Source organism: Streptomyces sp. NPDC005266, assembly GCF_040607655.1.
Classification (GTDB): domain Bacteria; phylum Actinomycetota; class Actinomycetes; order Streptomycetales; family Streptomycetaceae; genus Streptomyces.
In genome coordinates, this window is the sequence record NZ_JBEXHC010000014.1 from 115,217 (window position 1) to 130,781 (window position 15,565).

The following is a 15,565-nucleotide window of genomic DNA, read 5'->3' on the forward strand; positions in this document are numbered from 1 at the left end:
CCCTCGTGGGTGCCCGTCCGACATGGCAGAGCGCAGGGCGCGGGCCAGGCGCGGCCAGGGACCGCAGCCAGTCACGGCTCTTCTGTTCCGCCTGGCCGAGCGAGCGCGGACGAGCCCCGTCCCTGTCCAGCCGGGCTCGTCCGCAGGTAGCTTCAGCGAGCCCTACAGTCCGCCTTCAGACATCCCGTGCACAGCCGGGATCGTGCCCAGCCGCCCCTTCTGGAAGTCCTCGAACGCCTGCTGCAGCTCTTCCTTGGTGTTCATCACGAACGGCCCGTAGTGCGCCATCGGCTCACGGATCGGCTGCCCGCCAAGTAGCACGACCTCCATGCCCGGCGTGTTCGAGTCCTGCTTCTCGTCCGCGCGGACGGTCAGCGAGGAGCCCGCGCCGAAGACCGCCGTCTGGCCCAGGTGGATCGGGCGGCGTTCCGCGCCCACCGAGCCCTTGCCCGCCAGGACGTACGCGAGGCCGTTGAAGTCCTCCCGCCAGGGGAGGGTGATCTCGGCGCCCGGCGCGAGCGTCGCGTGGATCATCGTGATGGGGGTGTGGGTGATGCCGGGGCCCTCGTGGCCGTCCAGCTCGCCGGCGATGACCCGCAGCAGCGCGCCGCCGTCGGGGGTGGTGAGGAGCTGGACGTTGCCGCCGCGAATGTCCTGGTACCTCGGCGCCATCATCTTGTCCTTGGCCGGCAGGTTCACCCACAGCTGGAGGCCGTGGAAGAGACCGCCGGACATGACCAGCGCCTCCGGCGGCGCCTCTATGTGGAGCAGGCCCGAGCCAGCCGTCATCCACTGGGTGTCGCCGTTAGTGATGGTGCCGCCACCGCCCTGCGAGTCCTGGTGGTCGAAGATCCCGTCGATGATGTAGGTGACGGTCTCGAAGCCGCGGTGCGGATGCCACGGGGTCCCTTTCGGCTCCCCGGGCTGGTACTCCACCTCACCCATCTGATCCATCATGATGAACGGGTCGAGGTGCTGGTAGTCGATGCCCGCGAAGGCGCGCCGCACCGGGAAACCCTCTCCCTCGAAGCCGCTGGGCGCGGTGGTGACGGTGAGCGCGGGCCGCTGCCGTGCATCGGCGGGTGCGGCGACGCTGGGCAGCGTCAGGGGGTTGTCTACGGTCACTGCGGGCATGACGGCCTCCTCGGTCGTTCACCATTCAACTTAATTGAATGGTGAACCACCCGCAAGAGGGCCATTCCGGCCCTACTGTTAACCCCCGACGCAGGGCATAACAGCGTTATCCGTACATACGCCGCATCGCGAAGTCCACCATCTGCTCCACCGCCTTCGCGTCGAAGACCATCCGGTGCTCACCCTCCATGTCGAGCACGAAGCCGTAGCCGGTGGGCAGCAGGTCGATCACCTCGGCGCCGGTGATCACGAAGTACTTGGACTCCTTGCCCGCGTAGCGCCGCAGCTCCTTGAGCGAGGTGAACATCGGGATCACCGGCTGCTGGGTGTTGTGCAGCGCGAGAAAGCCGGGGTTGTCACCGCGCGGGCAGTAGACCCTCGAGGTCGCGAAGATCTGCTGGAAGTCCTCGGCCGACATCGAGCCGGTGGTGAAGGCGCGCACCGCGTCGGCGAGCGACGGCGGCGATGGCTCCGGATAGAGCGGCTGCTCGCCGTAGCCGGCGCCCGGCTGCGGGTGATGTGACAGATGCGGCTGCTGTTGCGGCGGAGGTGGCGGAGCGGCGTAACCCTGTCCTGCGCTCGCGTTCTGGTCGTAGCCGTACATGGAGCGAAGCGTACTGAGTCACAGTTGACCGGTTGAGGGTTGCCCTTTATTACCGACGGGTAGCATCATGGCAGTCATCACCGGATTGCTGATCGATAGCGCTAACTCAGAGGTCCCTGCCTCCCGATCCTTACGGAGCCGTCGCCATGGGGCACTACAAGTCGAATCTCCGCGACATCGAGTTCAACCTCTTCGAGGTCCTCGGCCGCGACAAGCTTTACGGCACCGGCCCGTTCGCGGAGATGGACGTCGAGACCGCCAAGAGCGTGCTCTCCGAGATATCCCGGCTCTCCGAGAATGAGCTGGCCGACTCCTACGCCGACTCGGACCGCAACCCGCCGGTCTTCGACCCGAAGACCAGCACGGCGCCGCTCCCCGAGTCCTTCAAGAAGAGCTACCGGGCGTACATGGACGCCGAGTGGTGGCGGCTCGGGGTCCCGGAGGAGCTCGGCGGCACCGCCTGCCCGCGCTCGCTGCTGTGGGCCTCCGCCGAGACCATCCTCGGGGCCAACACCCCGATCTGGATGTACGCCTCCGGCCCGTCCTTCGCCGGGGTCCTCCACGACGAGGGCACCGAGGAGCAGCTGAAGATCGCGCGACTGATGGTGGAAAAGCAGTGGGGCTCCACCATGGTGCTGACCGAGCCGGACGCGGGCTCGGACGTCGGCGCCGGGCGCACCAAGGCGGTCCGGCAGGAGGACGGCACCTGGCACATCGATGGTGTGAAGCGGTTCATCACCTCCGGTGAGCACGATGTCTCCGACAACATCATCCACTTTGTGCTGGCCCGCCCCGAGGGCGCGGGGCCCGGCACCAAGGGTCTGTCGCTGTTCATCGTCCCCAAGTACGACTTCGACTGGGAGACCGGCGAGCTCGGCGAGCGCAACGGTGTCTACGCGACGAACGTCGAGCACAAGATGGGTCTGCGGGTGTCCAACACCTGTGAGCTGACCTTCGGAGCCAACAACCCGGCCAAGGGCTGGCTGCTCGGCGAGAAGCACGACGGCATCCGCCAGATGTTCAAGATCATCGAGTTCGCGCGGATGATGGTCGGCACGAAGGCCATGGCCACCCTGTCCACCGGCTACCTCAATGCGCTGGAGTACGCCAAGGAGCGGGTGCAGGGCCCGGACCTGGCGGCCTTCACCGACAAGACCGCCCCGCGCGTCACCATCACCCACCACCCGGACGTGCGCCGCTCGCTGATGACGCAGAAGGCGTACGCGGAGGGCCTGCGCACGCTCGTCCTCTACACCGCCTCCGTCCAGGACGAGATCCAGGTCCTGGAGGCCGCGGGCGAGGACACCTCAGCCGCCAACCGCCTCAACGACCTGCTGCTGCCGATCGTCAAGGGCTACGGCTCGGAGAAGGCCTACGAGCAGCTGGCGCAGTCCCTGCAGACCATCGGCGGCTCCGGCTACCTCCAGGAGTACCCGCTGGAGCAGTACATCCGGGACGCCAAGATCGACACCCTCTACGAGGGCACCACCGCCATCCAGGGCCAGGACTACTTCTTCCGCAAGATCGTCCGCGACCAGGGCCAGGCGCTGACCGTCCTGTCCGAGGAGATCAAGAAGTTCCTGGCCGAGGCCGCCGGCGGCGAGGAGCTGGCCCCCGCCCGCGACCGGCTCGCCCAGGCGGCGGTGGACCTGGAGGCGATCGTCGGCGCGATGCTCACCGACCTCGCCGCCACCGAGCAGGACGTCACCTCCATCTACAAGGTCGGCCTGAACGCCACCCGGCTGCTGATGGCCTCCGGCGACGTCATCATCGGCTATCTCCTCCTCAAGGGCGCCGCGATCGCCGCCGAGAAGGTGGGCACCGCTTCCGCGAAGGACAAGTCCTTCTACCAGGGCAAGATCGCCGCTGCGAAGTTCTTCGCCCAGGAGGTGCTGCCGGGCGTCTCGGCGCAGCGCACGCTGGCCGAGTCCGTCACCAAGGACCTGATGGACCTGGACGAGGCCGCGTTCTGAGGACTGTCGTCGTCGGCACAGGGGCCGATCATCCCGTCCTCGCGGCGGGGCGATCGGCCCCTGTGCCGTTGCACGCCGTCCGCCTCACCGCTCCTCCTCACCGCTCCTCGTCCGGCCGATGCTCCTCACCGCTCCTCCTCCGGCCGATGCTCCTCCGGCCGATGCTCCCGTAGCGCCCGTTGGACCTCCTCGTGGGCCTGGCGCCGGAGCTCCTCGCCCTGCGCCAGGAGCTCCTCGACCGTCTCGGTCCCGCCGTCGGGCGGGCGCGGGCGGGCCCGCAGCTTGGCGAGCAGATCCCGGCACGCCTCGTCCTCCGTGGCGAACCGGCTGATGTCCCGGTCCTGGGAGCGCTCCCGCAGCCCGGTCTCCCAGCCGCCCTCCGGGGCGGGCCGCAGGAAGTAGTACGCGTCCGGCTGGACCGGGATGTCATGCACTCCCGGAATGTCGTACAGCGCACCGGGCACCTGTTCGTCCTCAAGGGTCTGGACGAGTTCCCGTCTGTCCACCGTCCCAGCGTCCGCCCTCAGTTGAGCGGACGGAGATTTCCGGCCGCGACGAGCTGGGGGATGGACGGACCCGTCAGATACTGGATGCCGTAGCCGGGTTGGCCGAACCAGGGCCGGATGGGACCGGCCTCCACCAGGAAGGGCCGGGTGACCTCGTACAGGTGGTAGCCGTTCGGATATGCCGGATCGTAGGTGTCGAGGTTGCTCGGCGGCAGAGCGCGCTCCGCATAGGGCGTGCCCGCCGGGGCGAGGAAGTGACCGAAACCGCTGCCGAAGAGATCCACTCTCTGACCCACCTTCAGGCTGATGGTGGTGTGCAGCGGCGCCCCGTTGAGCAGCGTCCAGCCGTCCGGGTAGGGGTACCACCAGCCGCCGGTCTCCTCGTCCCAGTAGCAGCGGAGAAACGCGGCGGCCGAGGAGAAGTGGTCCAGCCGCTCATAGCCTTCGAGCATTCTCCCGATCGCGCCGCGGCGGGGGAGCTGTGCGGGTCCGAGCCGCCAGTCGCCCTTGTAGTACCGCTCGTGCGCCGGGTTCGGTGCGGTGTTGGTTCCCCCGATGCGGTCCGTCCTCGGACATGGAGGAGGATGGCCCTTGCCTCCGCCGTCCCCGCCGCCCGCCGGACGCGGATCGGCTGTGGGCGCGGTCGCCGGCGCCGGGGCCGCCACGGGCGCGAGCCCGGCGGCGAGGAGGCCGGTGGCGGGCTGCGCCACGGCCGGTCCGCTGCTGCACAGCAGAAGCAGCGACCCCAGGACGGCTAGGACGTGTCGAAGAACGCGCATCCGGTATCCCCTCGAGTGCGACTGAGTTCGACGTTGCTCGGTCACGGGGAATATCGGCGCATTCGCCGCTTTCTTAGCCTTAACTGACGTGCTTTCATCAGATCGGATCAACCCCGCCCCACGAATGGATCCCGCATCCGTACCCACCGACGCATCCAGCCACCGCGGCGGCGCGATCCGGCCGCCCCGGTCCATACCGGCCCACCCACGGCCCCGCCGACCGATCCCACACGCCGGACCAGCGTGATCCGGCCCCTCCCGAATCTATGCTGAGCTCATGAGCGCACACGCCGGCATCGACCGCGGCCATACCGACGACCTGATGTCCTTCCTCCGCGCCGGCCCCTCGCCGTACCACGCGGTGGCTCAGGCCGCGGAGCGGCTGGAGAAGGCGGGTTTCCGGCAGGCCGAGGAGACCGCGCCGTGGGACGGCGGGAACGGCGGCAAGTACGTGCTGCGCGGCGGCGCCATCATCGCCTGGTACGTGCCGGAGGGGGCGAGCCCGTCCACCCCGTACCGCATCGTCGGCGCCCATACCGACTCTCCCAATTTGCGCGTCAAGCCGATCCCCGACACCGGGGCCTACGGCTGGCGGCAGATCGCGGTCGAGATCTACGGCGGCGCGCTGCTCAACACCTGGCTCGACCGCGACCTCGGGCTCTCCGGCCGCCTCACCCTCAGAGACGGCTCACACCACCTCGTCAGCATCGACCGGCCGCTGCTGCGCGTGCCCCAGCTCGCCGTGCACCTCGACCGCTCCGTCAACACCGAGGGGCTCAAGCTCGACAAGCAGCGCCATATGACGCCCATCTGGGGCCTGGGCAACGTCGAGGAGGGCGACCTCATCCGCTTCGTGGCCGAGGAGACCGGCGTCGCCGCCGAGGAGGTCGGCGGCTGGGACCTGATGGTGCACAGCGTCGAGCCGCCCGCCTACCTCGGCCGGGACCGGGAGCTGGTCGCCGGGCCCCGGATGGACAACCTGCTGTCCGTGCACGCCGGTACGGCCGCGCTCGCCGCCGTCGCCGCCCGCCCCCAGCTGACGCACATCCCCGTGCTCGCCGCCTTCGACCACGAGGAGAACGGCAGCCAGTCCGACACCGGCGCCGACGGCCCACTGCTGGGCAATGTGCTGGAGCGCTCGGTCTTCGCCCGCGGCGGCACCTACGAGGACAGGGCCCGCGCCTTCGCGGGCACGGTGTGCCTGTCCTCCGATACCGGGCACGCCGTCCACCCCAACTACGCCGAGCGCCATGAGCCCGGCCACCACCCCATGCCCAACGGCGGTCCCATCCTCAAGGTCAACGTCAACCAGCGGTACGCCACCGACGGCGCCGGGCGGGCCGTCTTCGTCGCCGCCTGCGAGCGCGCGGGCGTGCCCTGGCAGAGCTTCGTCTCGCACAACTCCATGCCGTGCGGCACCACGATCGGCCCCATCACCGCCGCCCGGCACGGCATCGCCACCGTCGACATCGGCGTCGCCATCCTGTCCATGCACTCGGCGCGCGAGCTGTGCGGAGCGCAGGACCCCCGGCTGCTCGCCAAGGCACTGACCGCCTTTCTGGAGGGCTGACTTGGACTTCTCTCTGCTGGGCCCGGTCAGCGTGACCACTGGGCCCTCAGCAGCGCCCGTCGAGCTCCCGCTGGGCCCGGCCAAGCGGCGCAGCGTGCTCGCCATGCTGCTGCTGCGGCCCAACTCGACGGTCTCGGTGGAGCAGTTGATATCCAGCCTGTGGGAGGACGAGCCGCCCGCCCACGCCCGTACCGTCATCCAGGGCCATGTCTCGCGGCTGCGCGCGGCCCTGTCCGAGGGTGGCGCCGGCCACCACGGCGTCGAGCTCACCACCCACAGCTCGGCCTATCTGCTGCGGGTGCCCGAGACGCTCATCGACACCCAGCGCTTCGACCAGCTGGTCGCCCACGCCCGCCCCGAGGCCGCCCCGCGCGACGCCGTGCAGCTGCTGAGCCAGGCGCTCGGCCTGTGGCGCGGGCCGGCGCTCACCGGGACCGTGGCCAGCCCGCCGTTCGCGGCGGCCGCGCACGCCCTGGAGGAGCGGCGGCTGACGGCCGTCGAGGCGCTGGCCCGCGCGCACGGGGCGCTGGGCGAGTACGAGCGGGCGGCCGGCGTGCTGCACCCCGCGGCCCTCGCCAACCCGCTGCGCGAGGGGCTGATCGCCGCCCTGATGCTGGTGTTGTACCGGACCGGACGGCAGTCCGACGCGATCGGCTGGTTCCACCGCACCCGCCAGCTGCTCGCCGATGATCTGGGGGTCGACCCCGGAGAGCGGCTGCGCTCCGCGTACCAGGAGATCCTGCGGGCGGGGCCGGCGGCGGACGGGCCGAGGGGCGGCGCCCCCGAGGGCCCCGGGCAGGGCGGCCACGCGGGCCATGGCGCCCAGCCGGTGCCCTCGCCCCCCGCGCACCCCGTGTCCGTACCCGCGAACGTCTCCGCGCCCGCGCCCGTCCCCGAACTGCTCCCCCGTCCTCCGGCCGGCTTCCTCGGCCGTAATACGGAGCTGGCCGAGCTGACCCGGCTGGCGCTGCCCGACTCCGGGCCGGGCCACGCCCCGGGCGGCTACCCCCACGAGGGCGGCATCACCCTGGTCACCGGGCCCGCCGGGGTCGGGAAGACCGGGCTGGTCGTGCACTGGGGCCACGCCCACCCGGCCGCCTTCCCCGATGGGCGGCTCTTCGCGGATCTGCGCGGGTTCAGCGGCGGCGAGGCGGTGGCGCCCGCCGAGGTGCTGCGCGAGTTCCTGTACGCCATGGGCACGCCGCCCGAGCAGATCCCCTCCTCGCCGGAGGCGGCCTCCGCGCTGTACCGCTCGCTCGTCGGACGCCGCCGCATGCTGGTGGTGCTGGACAACGCGGGCAGCTCCGCACAGGTGCGCCCGCTGCTGCCCGGCGGCCCGCACTGCGCCACGCTGGTCACCAGCCGCAGCCGGCTCGACGGGCTGATCGCCACCGACTCGGCCCGCCCCGTACGGCTGCACGCGCTCGGGACCGAGGACGGGGTGGCCCTGCTCGGCGCCCTGCTCGGACCGGGCCGGGTCGCCGAGGACCCCGACGCCGCACGGGAACTGGTGGCCCTGTGCGACGGGCTGCCGCTGGCGCTGCGCGCCGCCTCCGCCCAGCTGATGGCCCGGCCGCGCTGGCGGCTGGCCCGGCTGGCCACCGCGCTCCGCGACGAGCGGCGCAGGCTCCCCCTGCTGTCGGCGGAGGACACCGGGGTGGCCGCCGCGCTGCGCAACTCGGTGGCGCGGCTCTCCGCCGATGACGCGGAGCTGCTGCGGGCCCTGGGCGCCGGTTTCGCCCGGGAGGTCAACACCGCGGAGGCGGCCGCGCTGTCCGGGGCGGACCCCGAGCTGATCCAGGACTCCCTGGAGCGGCTCGCCGAGATGCATCTGCTGGACGAGGAGGCCACCAACCGCTACGTCATGAGTGACCTGGTGAAGCTCTTCGCCCAGGGCGATGGGAGCGGACGCGGCGAAGCCCCGGCCGGGGCCCCCGGGGAGGACCCGGACGCCCGTCCGGAGGAGACCGGTCCGCGCTGAGCCCAGGGGCGTTGGCGCGGGGGCGTTAGCGAGGCGTTAGCGGACGGCAGCCGCACGGCAGCCGAACGGCAGCGGGCCCCGACAGGCTTGAGCCGTACCGGAAAACATCCGACGCTCACCAGGGGGAACCTCCGATGTCGCTCACCACCGCCTTCCTCGCCCGCCGCGCCCGTACCCTGCGCTCCGTCGCCGCCGGGCTGACCATCGTCGCCGCCGGGGCCACCCTCACCGCCTGCGGCTCCAACGACGCCTCGGGGGTCAAGGCCTCCGGCAAGGCCGAGAGTTCGGCGACGGCGCCCGCCGCCCAGGGCCCCGACGCCAGGGGCGGCGCACAGCAGGACCCGGCGGCGGGCGGCGGCGCCGACGCCGGCGCGCGGGGCGGGGCCCAGGCCGGCGGCAGCACGGGGGACGACTCCGGCTCCGCCAAGGGCAGCGGCAAGGCCGACAGCGGCAACTCCGGAACGTCCGCCAACGGCGCCGGTGCCAGGAAGACCGGCGCCGAGAAGGGCGGCGCCACCGCGGGCGGCTCGGAGCAGGAGATCGGCATCTGCGACCTCAACAAGATGGCGGTGAGCGTGCAGTCCGTCCCGCGGCCCGTCAACCATCTGCTGCTGAAGGTCACCAACGCGGCCGGAGTGGACTGCAACGTCCCGGGCTTCCCCCTGCTGCGGTTCGACGACGCGCAGGCGCCCACCCCGGCGGCCGGGCAGACCAAGCCGCAGGCCGTCGTGACGCTCGCCCCCGGCGAGTCCGCCTACGCGGGCATCACCACCTCCTCCGCCGACGGTTCGGGCTCGGAGGGCTGGAAGGCCAAGAAGGTCACCGTGTCCCTCGACGGCCTCGACATCGACAGCACCGTCGACCTTCCCGGCGCCTCGGTCCACGTCGACAGCAGCGCCCAGGTCACCTACTGGCAGCGCACCGCTTCCGACGCCCTGAGCTGGTAACGAGGGCCCTCTGACCCGGGTGGCCGCCTCCCCCCGGCCACCCGTCACAAACGGCCCCCGCCACGGCGGGGGCCGTCTCGTGGTGTCTCACACCAACGCCGTCCGCGTTCCGCCCCCGGCCGTCGCCATGCATGTCTCAGCAGGCCGGAAGGGGTGCGCCAGGGAAGAGACGTCCCATGGGACGTCTCTGTGCCCGGATTTCCCTTCCTTCCGGCCCACAGTGGTTCCCGTCACCGCGGCGGACGGCCCGGCGGCTCAACCGAGCGGCGCAGACGGCACATCGGAGGCCGCCTCGCCGCCGCCCCGGCGGACCGGCCGCCCCGGCGCCGGCTGCGGCTCACGCTCGCGGCGGCGGGGACGGTCGTCGTCATCGCCGGGGCCACGGTCGGCGCCATCGCGCTGCGGTCGTCCGGCGACGGGTCGTCCCCGGGCGGCGCGGCGGCCGCCTCGTCCCTGGGCAACGCCCGGATCACCGTCTACAACGCCGAGAAGGACTGCCGTAAGAAGCGCGTACGCACCTGCTCGCTGGGGTGCGCCGAGGATCCGTACCTGGCCTACCGCCCGTCGGACATCGTGGGCCGGGCGTTCCACGGCGACGTGCCGGGCGCCGACTGCCGGATAAGCCAACGGCGTCACGGTCACCGACGAGGCGGGTGGCCACAGCCGCATGTGGTTCCGCGTCTCCAGGGACGGCAAGCGGATGTGGGTGCCGGGCATCCGGATCCGTCAGGACCAGGTGCGGTACACCACGCTCCGCAACTGCCCCGACTGAGCGTGGCGGTCAGGACGGGCCGGGCTCGTCCATTCCGGCCAGCACCAGCGGCAGCCGGGCCGCGCCGCCCTCGACGACCCGGACGGGGACGCCCCAGTCCTGCTGGTGCACATGGCAGGCCGGGTACTCGTTCGACGGGTCGTCGTCGCAGGACGCGGCCATCGCCGAGACATGCAGCACGCCCTCGGTCACGCCCTCCGCCAGGACGAGCTCACGGCTCAGGTCCGTGCCCGCGCCGTCGCCGCCCGCCAGCAGCCCGGGCGGGGTGGAGCTGACCAGCAGCCGGGTGGAGGGCCCGTAGCGGGTGTCCAGCTTCTGTCCGGCGGGTGCCTGGAAGACCACGTCGAGCCGGAGCGTCCCCGGGGCGATGTCGGTAGCGGAGCGCTGGGTGCGATGGGCGACCGCCTCGACCCGTACGGCCTCCTCGGGCAGGCGCAGCCGGGTCAGCCGGTGCCGGGCGGACTCCACCACGACGATGTCCTGGTCCACCAGCACGGCGTCGGACGGCTCGCGCAGATCCGTGGCCAGCGTGGAGACCTCGCCGGTGGCGGGGTCGAAGCGGCGCAGCGCGTGGTTGTAGGTGTCGGCGATCGCCACCGAGCCGTCGGGCAGCGCGGTGACGCCCAGCGGATGCTGGAGCAGGGCCTGCCCGGCGGCGCCGTCCCGGTGCCCGAAGTCGAACAGTCCGGTGCCGACGGCGGTACGGACGACGAAGCCCTCCCCCTCGCGTTCGGCACAGCGCACCGCCGAGGTCTCGGAGTCGGCGATCCACAGCCGGTCGCCGGTAGCGGCGAGCCCGGAGGGCTGGGCGAACCACGCCTGGTCGGCGGGGCCGTCGACCAGGCCCTCGTTGGTGGTCCCGGCGGCGGCCCGGACCGTCCCGTCCCGCGGGTCGTACGTCCACAGCTGGTGGACGCCCGCCATCGCGATCCACAGCCGGTCGGCGAACCAGGCCACGTCCCACGGGGAGGACAGGTCGACCTCCCGGGCGGGCCCTTCGGTGGGCGAGCCCTGCCACCACTGGCGGCCGGTCCCGGCGACGGTGGTGACCTCGCCGGTGGCCGGGTCGAAGCGGCGCAGCGCGTGGTTGACGGTGTCGGCGACGGCCACCGAGCCGTCGGGGAGCAGGGCGAGGCCCTGCGGCTCGCTGAAGCGGGCCCGCTCGGCGGTGCCGTCCGTCAGGCCGCGTTCGCCCGTGCCGATCCGCCGCAGCACGCTCTCGCCGTCCGCCGCCAGCTCGACCAGCTGGTGCCGGGTGGTGTCGGAGACCAGGAAGGTGCCGCCGGACAGCAGCAGCGCCTTGCCGGGGAAGCGCAGCTCGGTGGGGACCGGCTCCGGGGGGATGTACGGGCCGTCGCCGCGCCGCAGCGTGCCCTTGGCGGCGTGCTCGGCCTCCAGCTGCCCCACCAGGGTCTCCAGGGCGTGCGCATGGCCCTCGCCCGCGTGCTGGGCGACCACATAGCCCTCGGGGTCGATGACGACGAGGGTGGGCCAGGCCCGTACCGCGTACTGCTTCCAGGTGGCCAGCTTCGGGTCGTCGAGGACCGGGTGGTGCACCTCGTAGCGCTCGACGGCGTCCACGACCGCCCGGTGCTCGGCCTCGTGGACGAACTTCGGCGAGTGCACCCCGATGATCACCACGGTGTCGCGGTGCTTCTCCTCCAGCTCGCGCAGCTCGTCCAGGACGTGCAGACAGTTCACACAGCAGAACGTCCAGAAGTCGAGAATGACGATGCGGCCTCGGAGATCCGCGAGGGTGAGGTCGTTACCGCCGGTGTTGAGCCAGCCGCCCTCACCGATCAGCTCGGGGGCGCGAACGCGTGCACGTGAAGCCATACCCTCATCAAACAGCGCCACGGAGTGATCCATTCCGCAGGGTCCCGTGAGACCCGCCACCTGAGGGCTTTCGACCGGTTTCGTCCTGGTCCATCCCCGCCTGGACCAGGAAGGCGCGCACACTACCATCGCTCGCGGACAGCGAGCTGCCGATCCGGGCCTACGATCAGTCCCGAAAGCACTGCCCTGGTGCTCGTGGGCAGCGTAACTTGAACGAACACACCAGCACCCAGCCCGCGCACAACCGCCCGAGGGGTCCCGTGACCGTCCATTCCAGCCTTCAGACCTCCATCGACGCCTGGACCCATTCCATCGAGGCGATATCGGAGTTGGTGAATCCGCTTCCGGAACACGAATGGAACCGTGCCACCGAGTGCCCAGGATGGTCGGTGCGTGACATCGTCTCGCATGTCATCGGCCTGGAATGCGAGATGCTCGGCGATCCGCGCCCCATCCACACCCTGCCGCGCGATCTGTACCACGTCACCAACGAGAGCTCGCGCTATATGGAGGTCCAGGTCGACGTCCGCCGCTGCCACACCGCCCCGGAGATGACCGCCGAGCTGGAGTACACCGTCATCCGGCGCGCCCGTCAGCTGCGGAACGAGAAGCGCGAGCCGGACACCATGGTGCGCTCGCCCGGCGGCACCGAGCTGTCCCTGGAGGCCGCCCTGACCCGGCGCGCCTTCGACGTCTGGGTGCATGAGCAGGATCTGCGCCGGGCGCTCAACCGTCCCGGCAACCTGGACTCGCCGGGCGCGCTCATCACCCGTGACCTGCTGCTCTCGGCGCTGCCGAAGGTGGTCGCCAGGGACGCCGGCGCGGCGCCCCATTCGGCCGTGGTCTTCGATGTGCACGGCCCGCTGGAGTTCATGCGGACGGTCCGGGTCGACGCGGACGGCAAGGGCACCATCGACGGCAGCGTCTCCCTCGGGCCGACCGTCACGATCACGCTGGACTGGGAGACCTACGTCCGGCTGGCATGCGGCCGGGTGCGGCCCGAGGCGGTCGCCGAGCGGGTGAAGATCGAGGGCGATCAGCAGCTGGCCGACGCGGTCCTCGCCCAGTTCGCGGTCACGCCGTAACACCCCACGGGGGTCACGCCGGTACGTGCACCGCCTCGACGCGGCTCGCGACCACGCGCTCCCGCTCCCGGCGGTGCGCTTGCCCGCGCAGCCGCAGGATCTGGCTGACGCCGAGCGCCTGGAGGACGAACACCGAGGCGAAGGCGGTCCGGTAGTCCTCACGGGTCAGATCGAGCAGGACGCCGATGGCCAGCAGGGTGGTCATGGAGGCCGTGAAGCCGCCCATATTGACGATCCCGGAGGCGGTGCCGGTCCGCTCGGGCGGGTTGGCGGGGCGGGCGAAGTCGAAGCCGATCATCGACGCGGGCCCGCAGGCGCCGAGCACGGCGCACAGGACGACCAGCAGCCACAGCGGCGCGTGCGGGGACGGCCAGGCCAGCACGGTGCCCCACAGCAGCGCGGTGGCGCCGACCGTGCCGAGCGCCAGCGGGGCGCGGGCGGCATGGTGCCGGGCGATGACCTGTCCGTAGATCAGCCCGACCGCCATATTGGACAGCACGACGAGCGTCAGCAGCTCGCCCGCGGTGGCCCGGGACAGCCCCTCCGCCTCGACCAGGAACGGCATCCCCCACAGCAGCAGGAAGACCATCGCCGGGAACTGGGTCGTGAAGTGCACCCACATGCCGAGCCGGGTGCCGGGCTCGCGCCAGGCGGCCACGATCTGCCGGCGGACGAAGCCCTTGCCCGCCTGGGGGGCGGGGGCGGGCTCACAGCCCTGCGGATGGTCCTTCAGGAAGAGCACCACCAGCAGGAAGATGACCACGCCGCCGACCGCGCTGCCCGCGAAGGCGGGGGTCCAGCCGACGTTCTTCAGCGTCTGCGCGATCACCAGCGTGGAGATCAGATTGCCCGCCATCCCGACCAGCGCGGCGATCTGCGCGACCAGCGGGCCCCGGCGGGCCGGGAACCAGCGCGAGCCGAGCCGCAGCACGCTGATGAACGTCATCGCGTCGCCGCAGCCGAGCAGCGCGCGGGAGACCAGCGCCATGGCGTACGAGTGCGAGAGCGCGAAGCCGAGCTGGCCGGTGGTGAACAGCACGATGCCGATCATCAGCACCTTACGGGTGCCGAGCCGGTCCACCATCAGTCCGACGGGTATCTGCATCCCGGCGTAGACGAGCAGCTGCAGGATGGAGAAGGTCGACAGAGCCGAGGCGTTGATGTGGAAGCGGTCGGCGGCGTCGATACCGGCCACGCCGAGGCTGGTGCGGTAGGTGATGGCGACGAAGTAGACGGCGACGCCGAGCCCCCAGACGGCGACGGCACGCCGTCCGCCGGGCGGGTCCCCGGGCAGCCGGGCGGTGGTCATCGCGCCTCACCCCGGGCGAGGTTGTTCACCCAGCCGATGTGACGCCGCACAATGCCGGCGGCGGAGCCCGCGTCCCCGGCGCGCAGGGCCTCCAGGATCTCCGTGTGCTCGGTGATGTTCTTGGCGATCCGGTCGGGCTCGGCGTGCATGGTGGCGACGCCCATCCGCAGCTGGCGGTCCCTCAACTGGTCGTAGAGATGAGCCAGGATCCCGTTCCCCGCCGCCCGGACGATCTCCGCGTGGAAGCAGCGGTCGGCGACCGCGAAGGCCGCCAGGTCCCCGGCCGCCGCGTGCTCCTTCTGCTTGTCCATCAGCCCCTCCAGCCGGACCAGCAGCGGCTCCCCGGCCGGGACGACCTTGGCGACCGCGTGCTGCTCGACCAGCAGCCGGGTCTCCACCACGTCCGCGATCTCCTGGGCGGAGACGGGCAGGACCAGGGCGCCCTTCTTCGGATAGAGCTTCAGCAGCCCTTCGGCCTCAAGGCGCAGCAGGGCCTCGCGTACGGGCGTACGGGACACTCCGACGGCCTCGGCCAGCTCGCCCTCGCTGAGCAGCGTGCCGCCCTCGTAGCGGCGGTCGAGGACGGCTTGCTTCACATGGGTGTAGACGCGTTCGGCGGCGGGCGGCTGCTTGACCGCCATGTCGGTGGGACTCATGATGCGCACATCATAGATACAAGATGCATGCGCACCCATCCCCCGTCCGTGATCCGGACGGGGGAGATGGCCCGACGCGCCGGCGTCAACCCCAGGTGATCAGCCGCCTGGGGCGCTCCAGGACGGCCGCGACGTCCGCGAGCACCTTGGACCCCAACTCGCCGTCGACCAACCGATGGTCGAAGGAGAGCGCCAGGGTGGTCACCTGAGCCCGACGCGCCGGCGTCAGCCCCAGGTGATCAGCCGCCTGGGGCGCTCCAGGACGGCCGCGACGTCCGCGAGCACCTTGGACCCCAACTCGCCGTCGACCAGCCGGTGGTCGAAGGAGAGCGCCAGGGTGGTCACCTGAGCCCGACGCGCCGGCGTCAGCCCCAGGTGATCAGCCGCCTGGGGCGCTCCAGGACGGCCGCGAC

Annotated in this window: 14 protein-coding genes; 5 read left to right on the top strand and 9 right to left on the bottom strand. The window is 71.7% G+C overall.

Annotated elements, in window-relative coordinates; genetic code table 11:
- Window positions 1–162: 162 nt before the first annotated feature.
- A complete protein-coding gene (locus ABZU99_RS23575) occupies window positions 163–1,134 on the bottom strand; it encodes a pirin family protein (protein WP_355942596.1) in 972 nt (323 codons plus the stop codon).
- A 106-nt stretch (window positions 1,135–1,240) separates the two neighbouring features.
- Complete coding sequence (locus ABZU99_RS23580) at window positions 1,241–1,738, bottom strand: SseB family protein (protein WP_355942599.1); 498 nt, start codon at window positions 1,736–1,738, stop codon at window positions 1,241–1,243.
- Between the two features lie 146 nt (window positions 1,739–1,884).
- Here ABZU99_RS23580 and ABZU99_RS23585 point away from each other — a divergent pair, with 146 nt between their 5' ends.
- Complete coding sequence (locus ABZU99_RS23585) at window positions 1,885–3,711, top strand: acyl-CoA dehydrogenase (RefSeq protein WP_356045974.1); 1,827 nt, start codon at window positions 1,885–1,887, stop codon at window positions 3,709–3,711.
- 125 nt (window positions 3,712–3,836) lie between these two features.
- On the opposite strand, the gene ABZU99_RS23590 is transcribed toward ABZU99_RS23585, so the two are convergent.
- Together ABZU99_RS23590 and ABZU99_RS23595 are read right to left on the bottom strand one after the other, a co-directional pair.
- Window positions 3,837–4,217 (bottom strand): hypothetical protein, encoded by a 381-nt coding sequence (locus tag ABZU99_RS23590; protein ID WP_356045976.1) that lies wholly within the window; start codon window positions 4,215–4,217, stop codon window positions 3,837–3,839.
- Window positions 4,218–4,234: 17 nt separating this feature from the next.
- On the bottom strand, window positions 4,235–4,996 hold the full coding sequence (locus ABZU99_RS23595; RefSeq protein WP_356045978.1) for a TNT domain-containing protein: 762 nt from the start codon (window positions 4,994–4,996) through the stop codon (window positions 4,235–4,237).
- Between the two features lie 277 nt (window positions 4,997–5,273).
- Between ABZU99_RS23595 and ABZU99_RS23600 the strand changes: the two genes are divergently transcribed.
- The 3 genes from ABZU99_RS23600 to ABZU99_RS23610 all read left to right on the top strand — a co-directional run bounded on the left by ABZU99_RS23600 (window position 5,274) and on the right by ABZU99_RS23610 (window position 9,494).
- Entirely contained in the window at window positions 5,274–6,566 is a 1,293-nt protein-coding gene (locus tag ABZU99_RS23600; protein WP_355942611.1) for a M18 family aminopeptidase, read from the top strand.
- Between the two features lies 1 nt (window position 6,567).
- On the top strand, window positions 6,568–8,547 hold the full coding sequence (locus ABZU99_RS23605) for a BTAD domain-containing putative transcriptional regulator (RefSeq protein WP_356045980.1): 1,980 nt from the start codon (window positions 6,568–6,570) through the stop codon (window positions 8,545–8,547).
- 134 nt (window positions 8,548–8,681) lie between these two features.
- A complete protein-coding gene (locus tag ABZU99_RS23610) occupies window positions 8,682–9,494 on the top strand; it encodes a DUF4232 domain-containing protein (RefSeq protein WP_356045982.1) in 813 nt (270 codons plus the stop codon).
- A gap of 781 nt (window positions 9,495–10,275) precedes the next feature.
- Here the strand turns inward: ABZU99_RS23610 and ABZU99_RS23615 are convergent.
- Window positions 10,276–12,102, bottom strand: coding sequence for an NHL domain-containing thioredoxin family protein (locus tag ABZU99_RS23615; RefSeq protein ID WP_355942619.1), 1,827 nt, complete (start codon window positions 12,100–12,102; stop codon window positions 10,276–10,278).
- Window positions 12,103–12,362: 260 nt separating this feature from the next.
- Here ABZU99_RS23615 and ABZU99_RS23620 point away from each other — a divergent pair, with 260 nt between their 5' ends.
- On the top strand, window positions 12,363–13,187 hold the full coding sequence (locus ABZU99_RS23620; RefSeq protein WP_356045984.1) for a maleylpyruvate isomerase family mycothiol-dependent enzyme: 825 nt from the start codon (window positions 12,363–12,365) through the stop codon (window positions 13,185–13,187).
- A 13-nt stretch (window positions 13,188–13,200) separates the two neighbouring features.
- On the opposite strand, the gene ABZU99_RS23625 is transcribed toward ABZU99_RS23620, so the two are convergent.
- The 4 genes from ABZU99_RS23625 to ABZU99_RS23640 form a co-directional block, all read right to left on the bottom strand.
- Complete coding sequence (locus ABZU99_RS23625; RefSeq protein ID WP_355942625.1) at window positions 13,201–14,496, bottom strand: MFS transporter; 1,296 nt, start codon at window positions 14,494–14,496, stop codon at window positions 13,201–13,203.
- Window positions 14,493–15,152 carry a GntR family transcriptional regulator gene (locus ABZU99_RS23630; protein ID WP_355942627.1) on the bottom strand — a complete coding sequence of 220 codons (660 nt, stop codon included), beginning with the start codon at window positions 15,150–15,152 and terminating at the stop codon, window positions 14,493–14,495. The genes ABZU99_RS23625 and ABZU99_RS23630 overlap by 4 nt, the downstream gene beginning before the upstream one ends.
- Window positions 15,153–15,237: 85 nt before the next feature.
- Window positions 15,238–15,357 carry a 2-oxo acid dehydrogenase subunit E2 gene (locus ABZU99_RS23635; RefSeq protein WP_355942632.1) on the bottom strand — a complete coding sequence of 40 codons (120 nt, stop codon included), beginning with the start codon at window positions 15,355–15,357 and terminating at the stop codon, window positions 15,238–15,240.
- Between the two features lie 20 nt (window positions 15,358–15,377).
- Window positions 15,378–15,565: 2-oxo acid dehydrogenase subunit E2 (locus ABZU99_RS23640; protein ID WP_356227973.1), on the bottom strand; the 188-nt coding region annotated here is incomplete at its 5' end.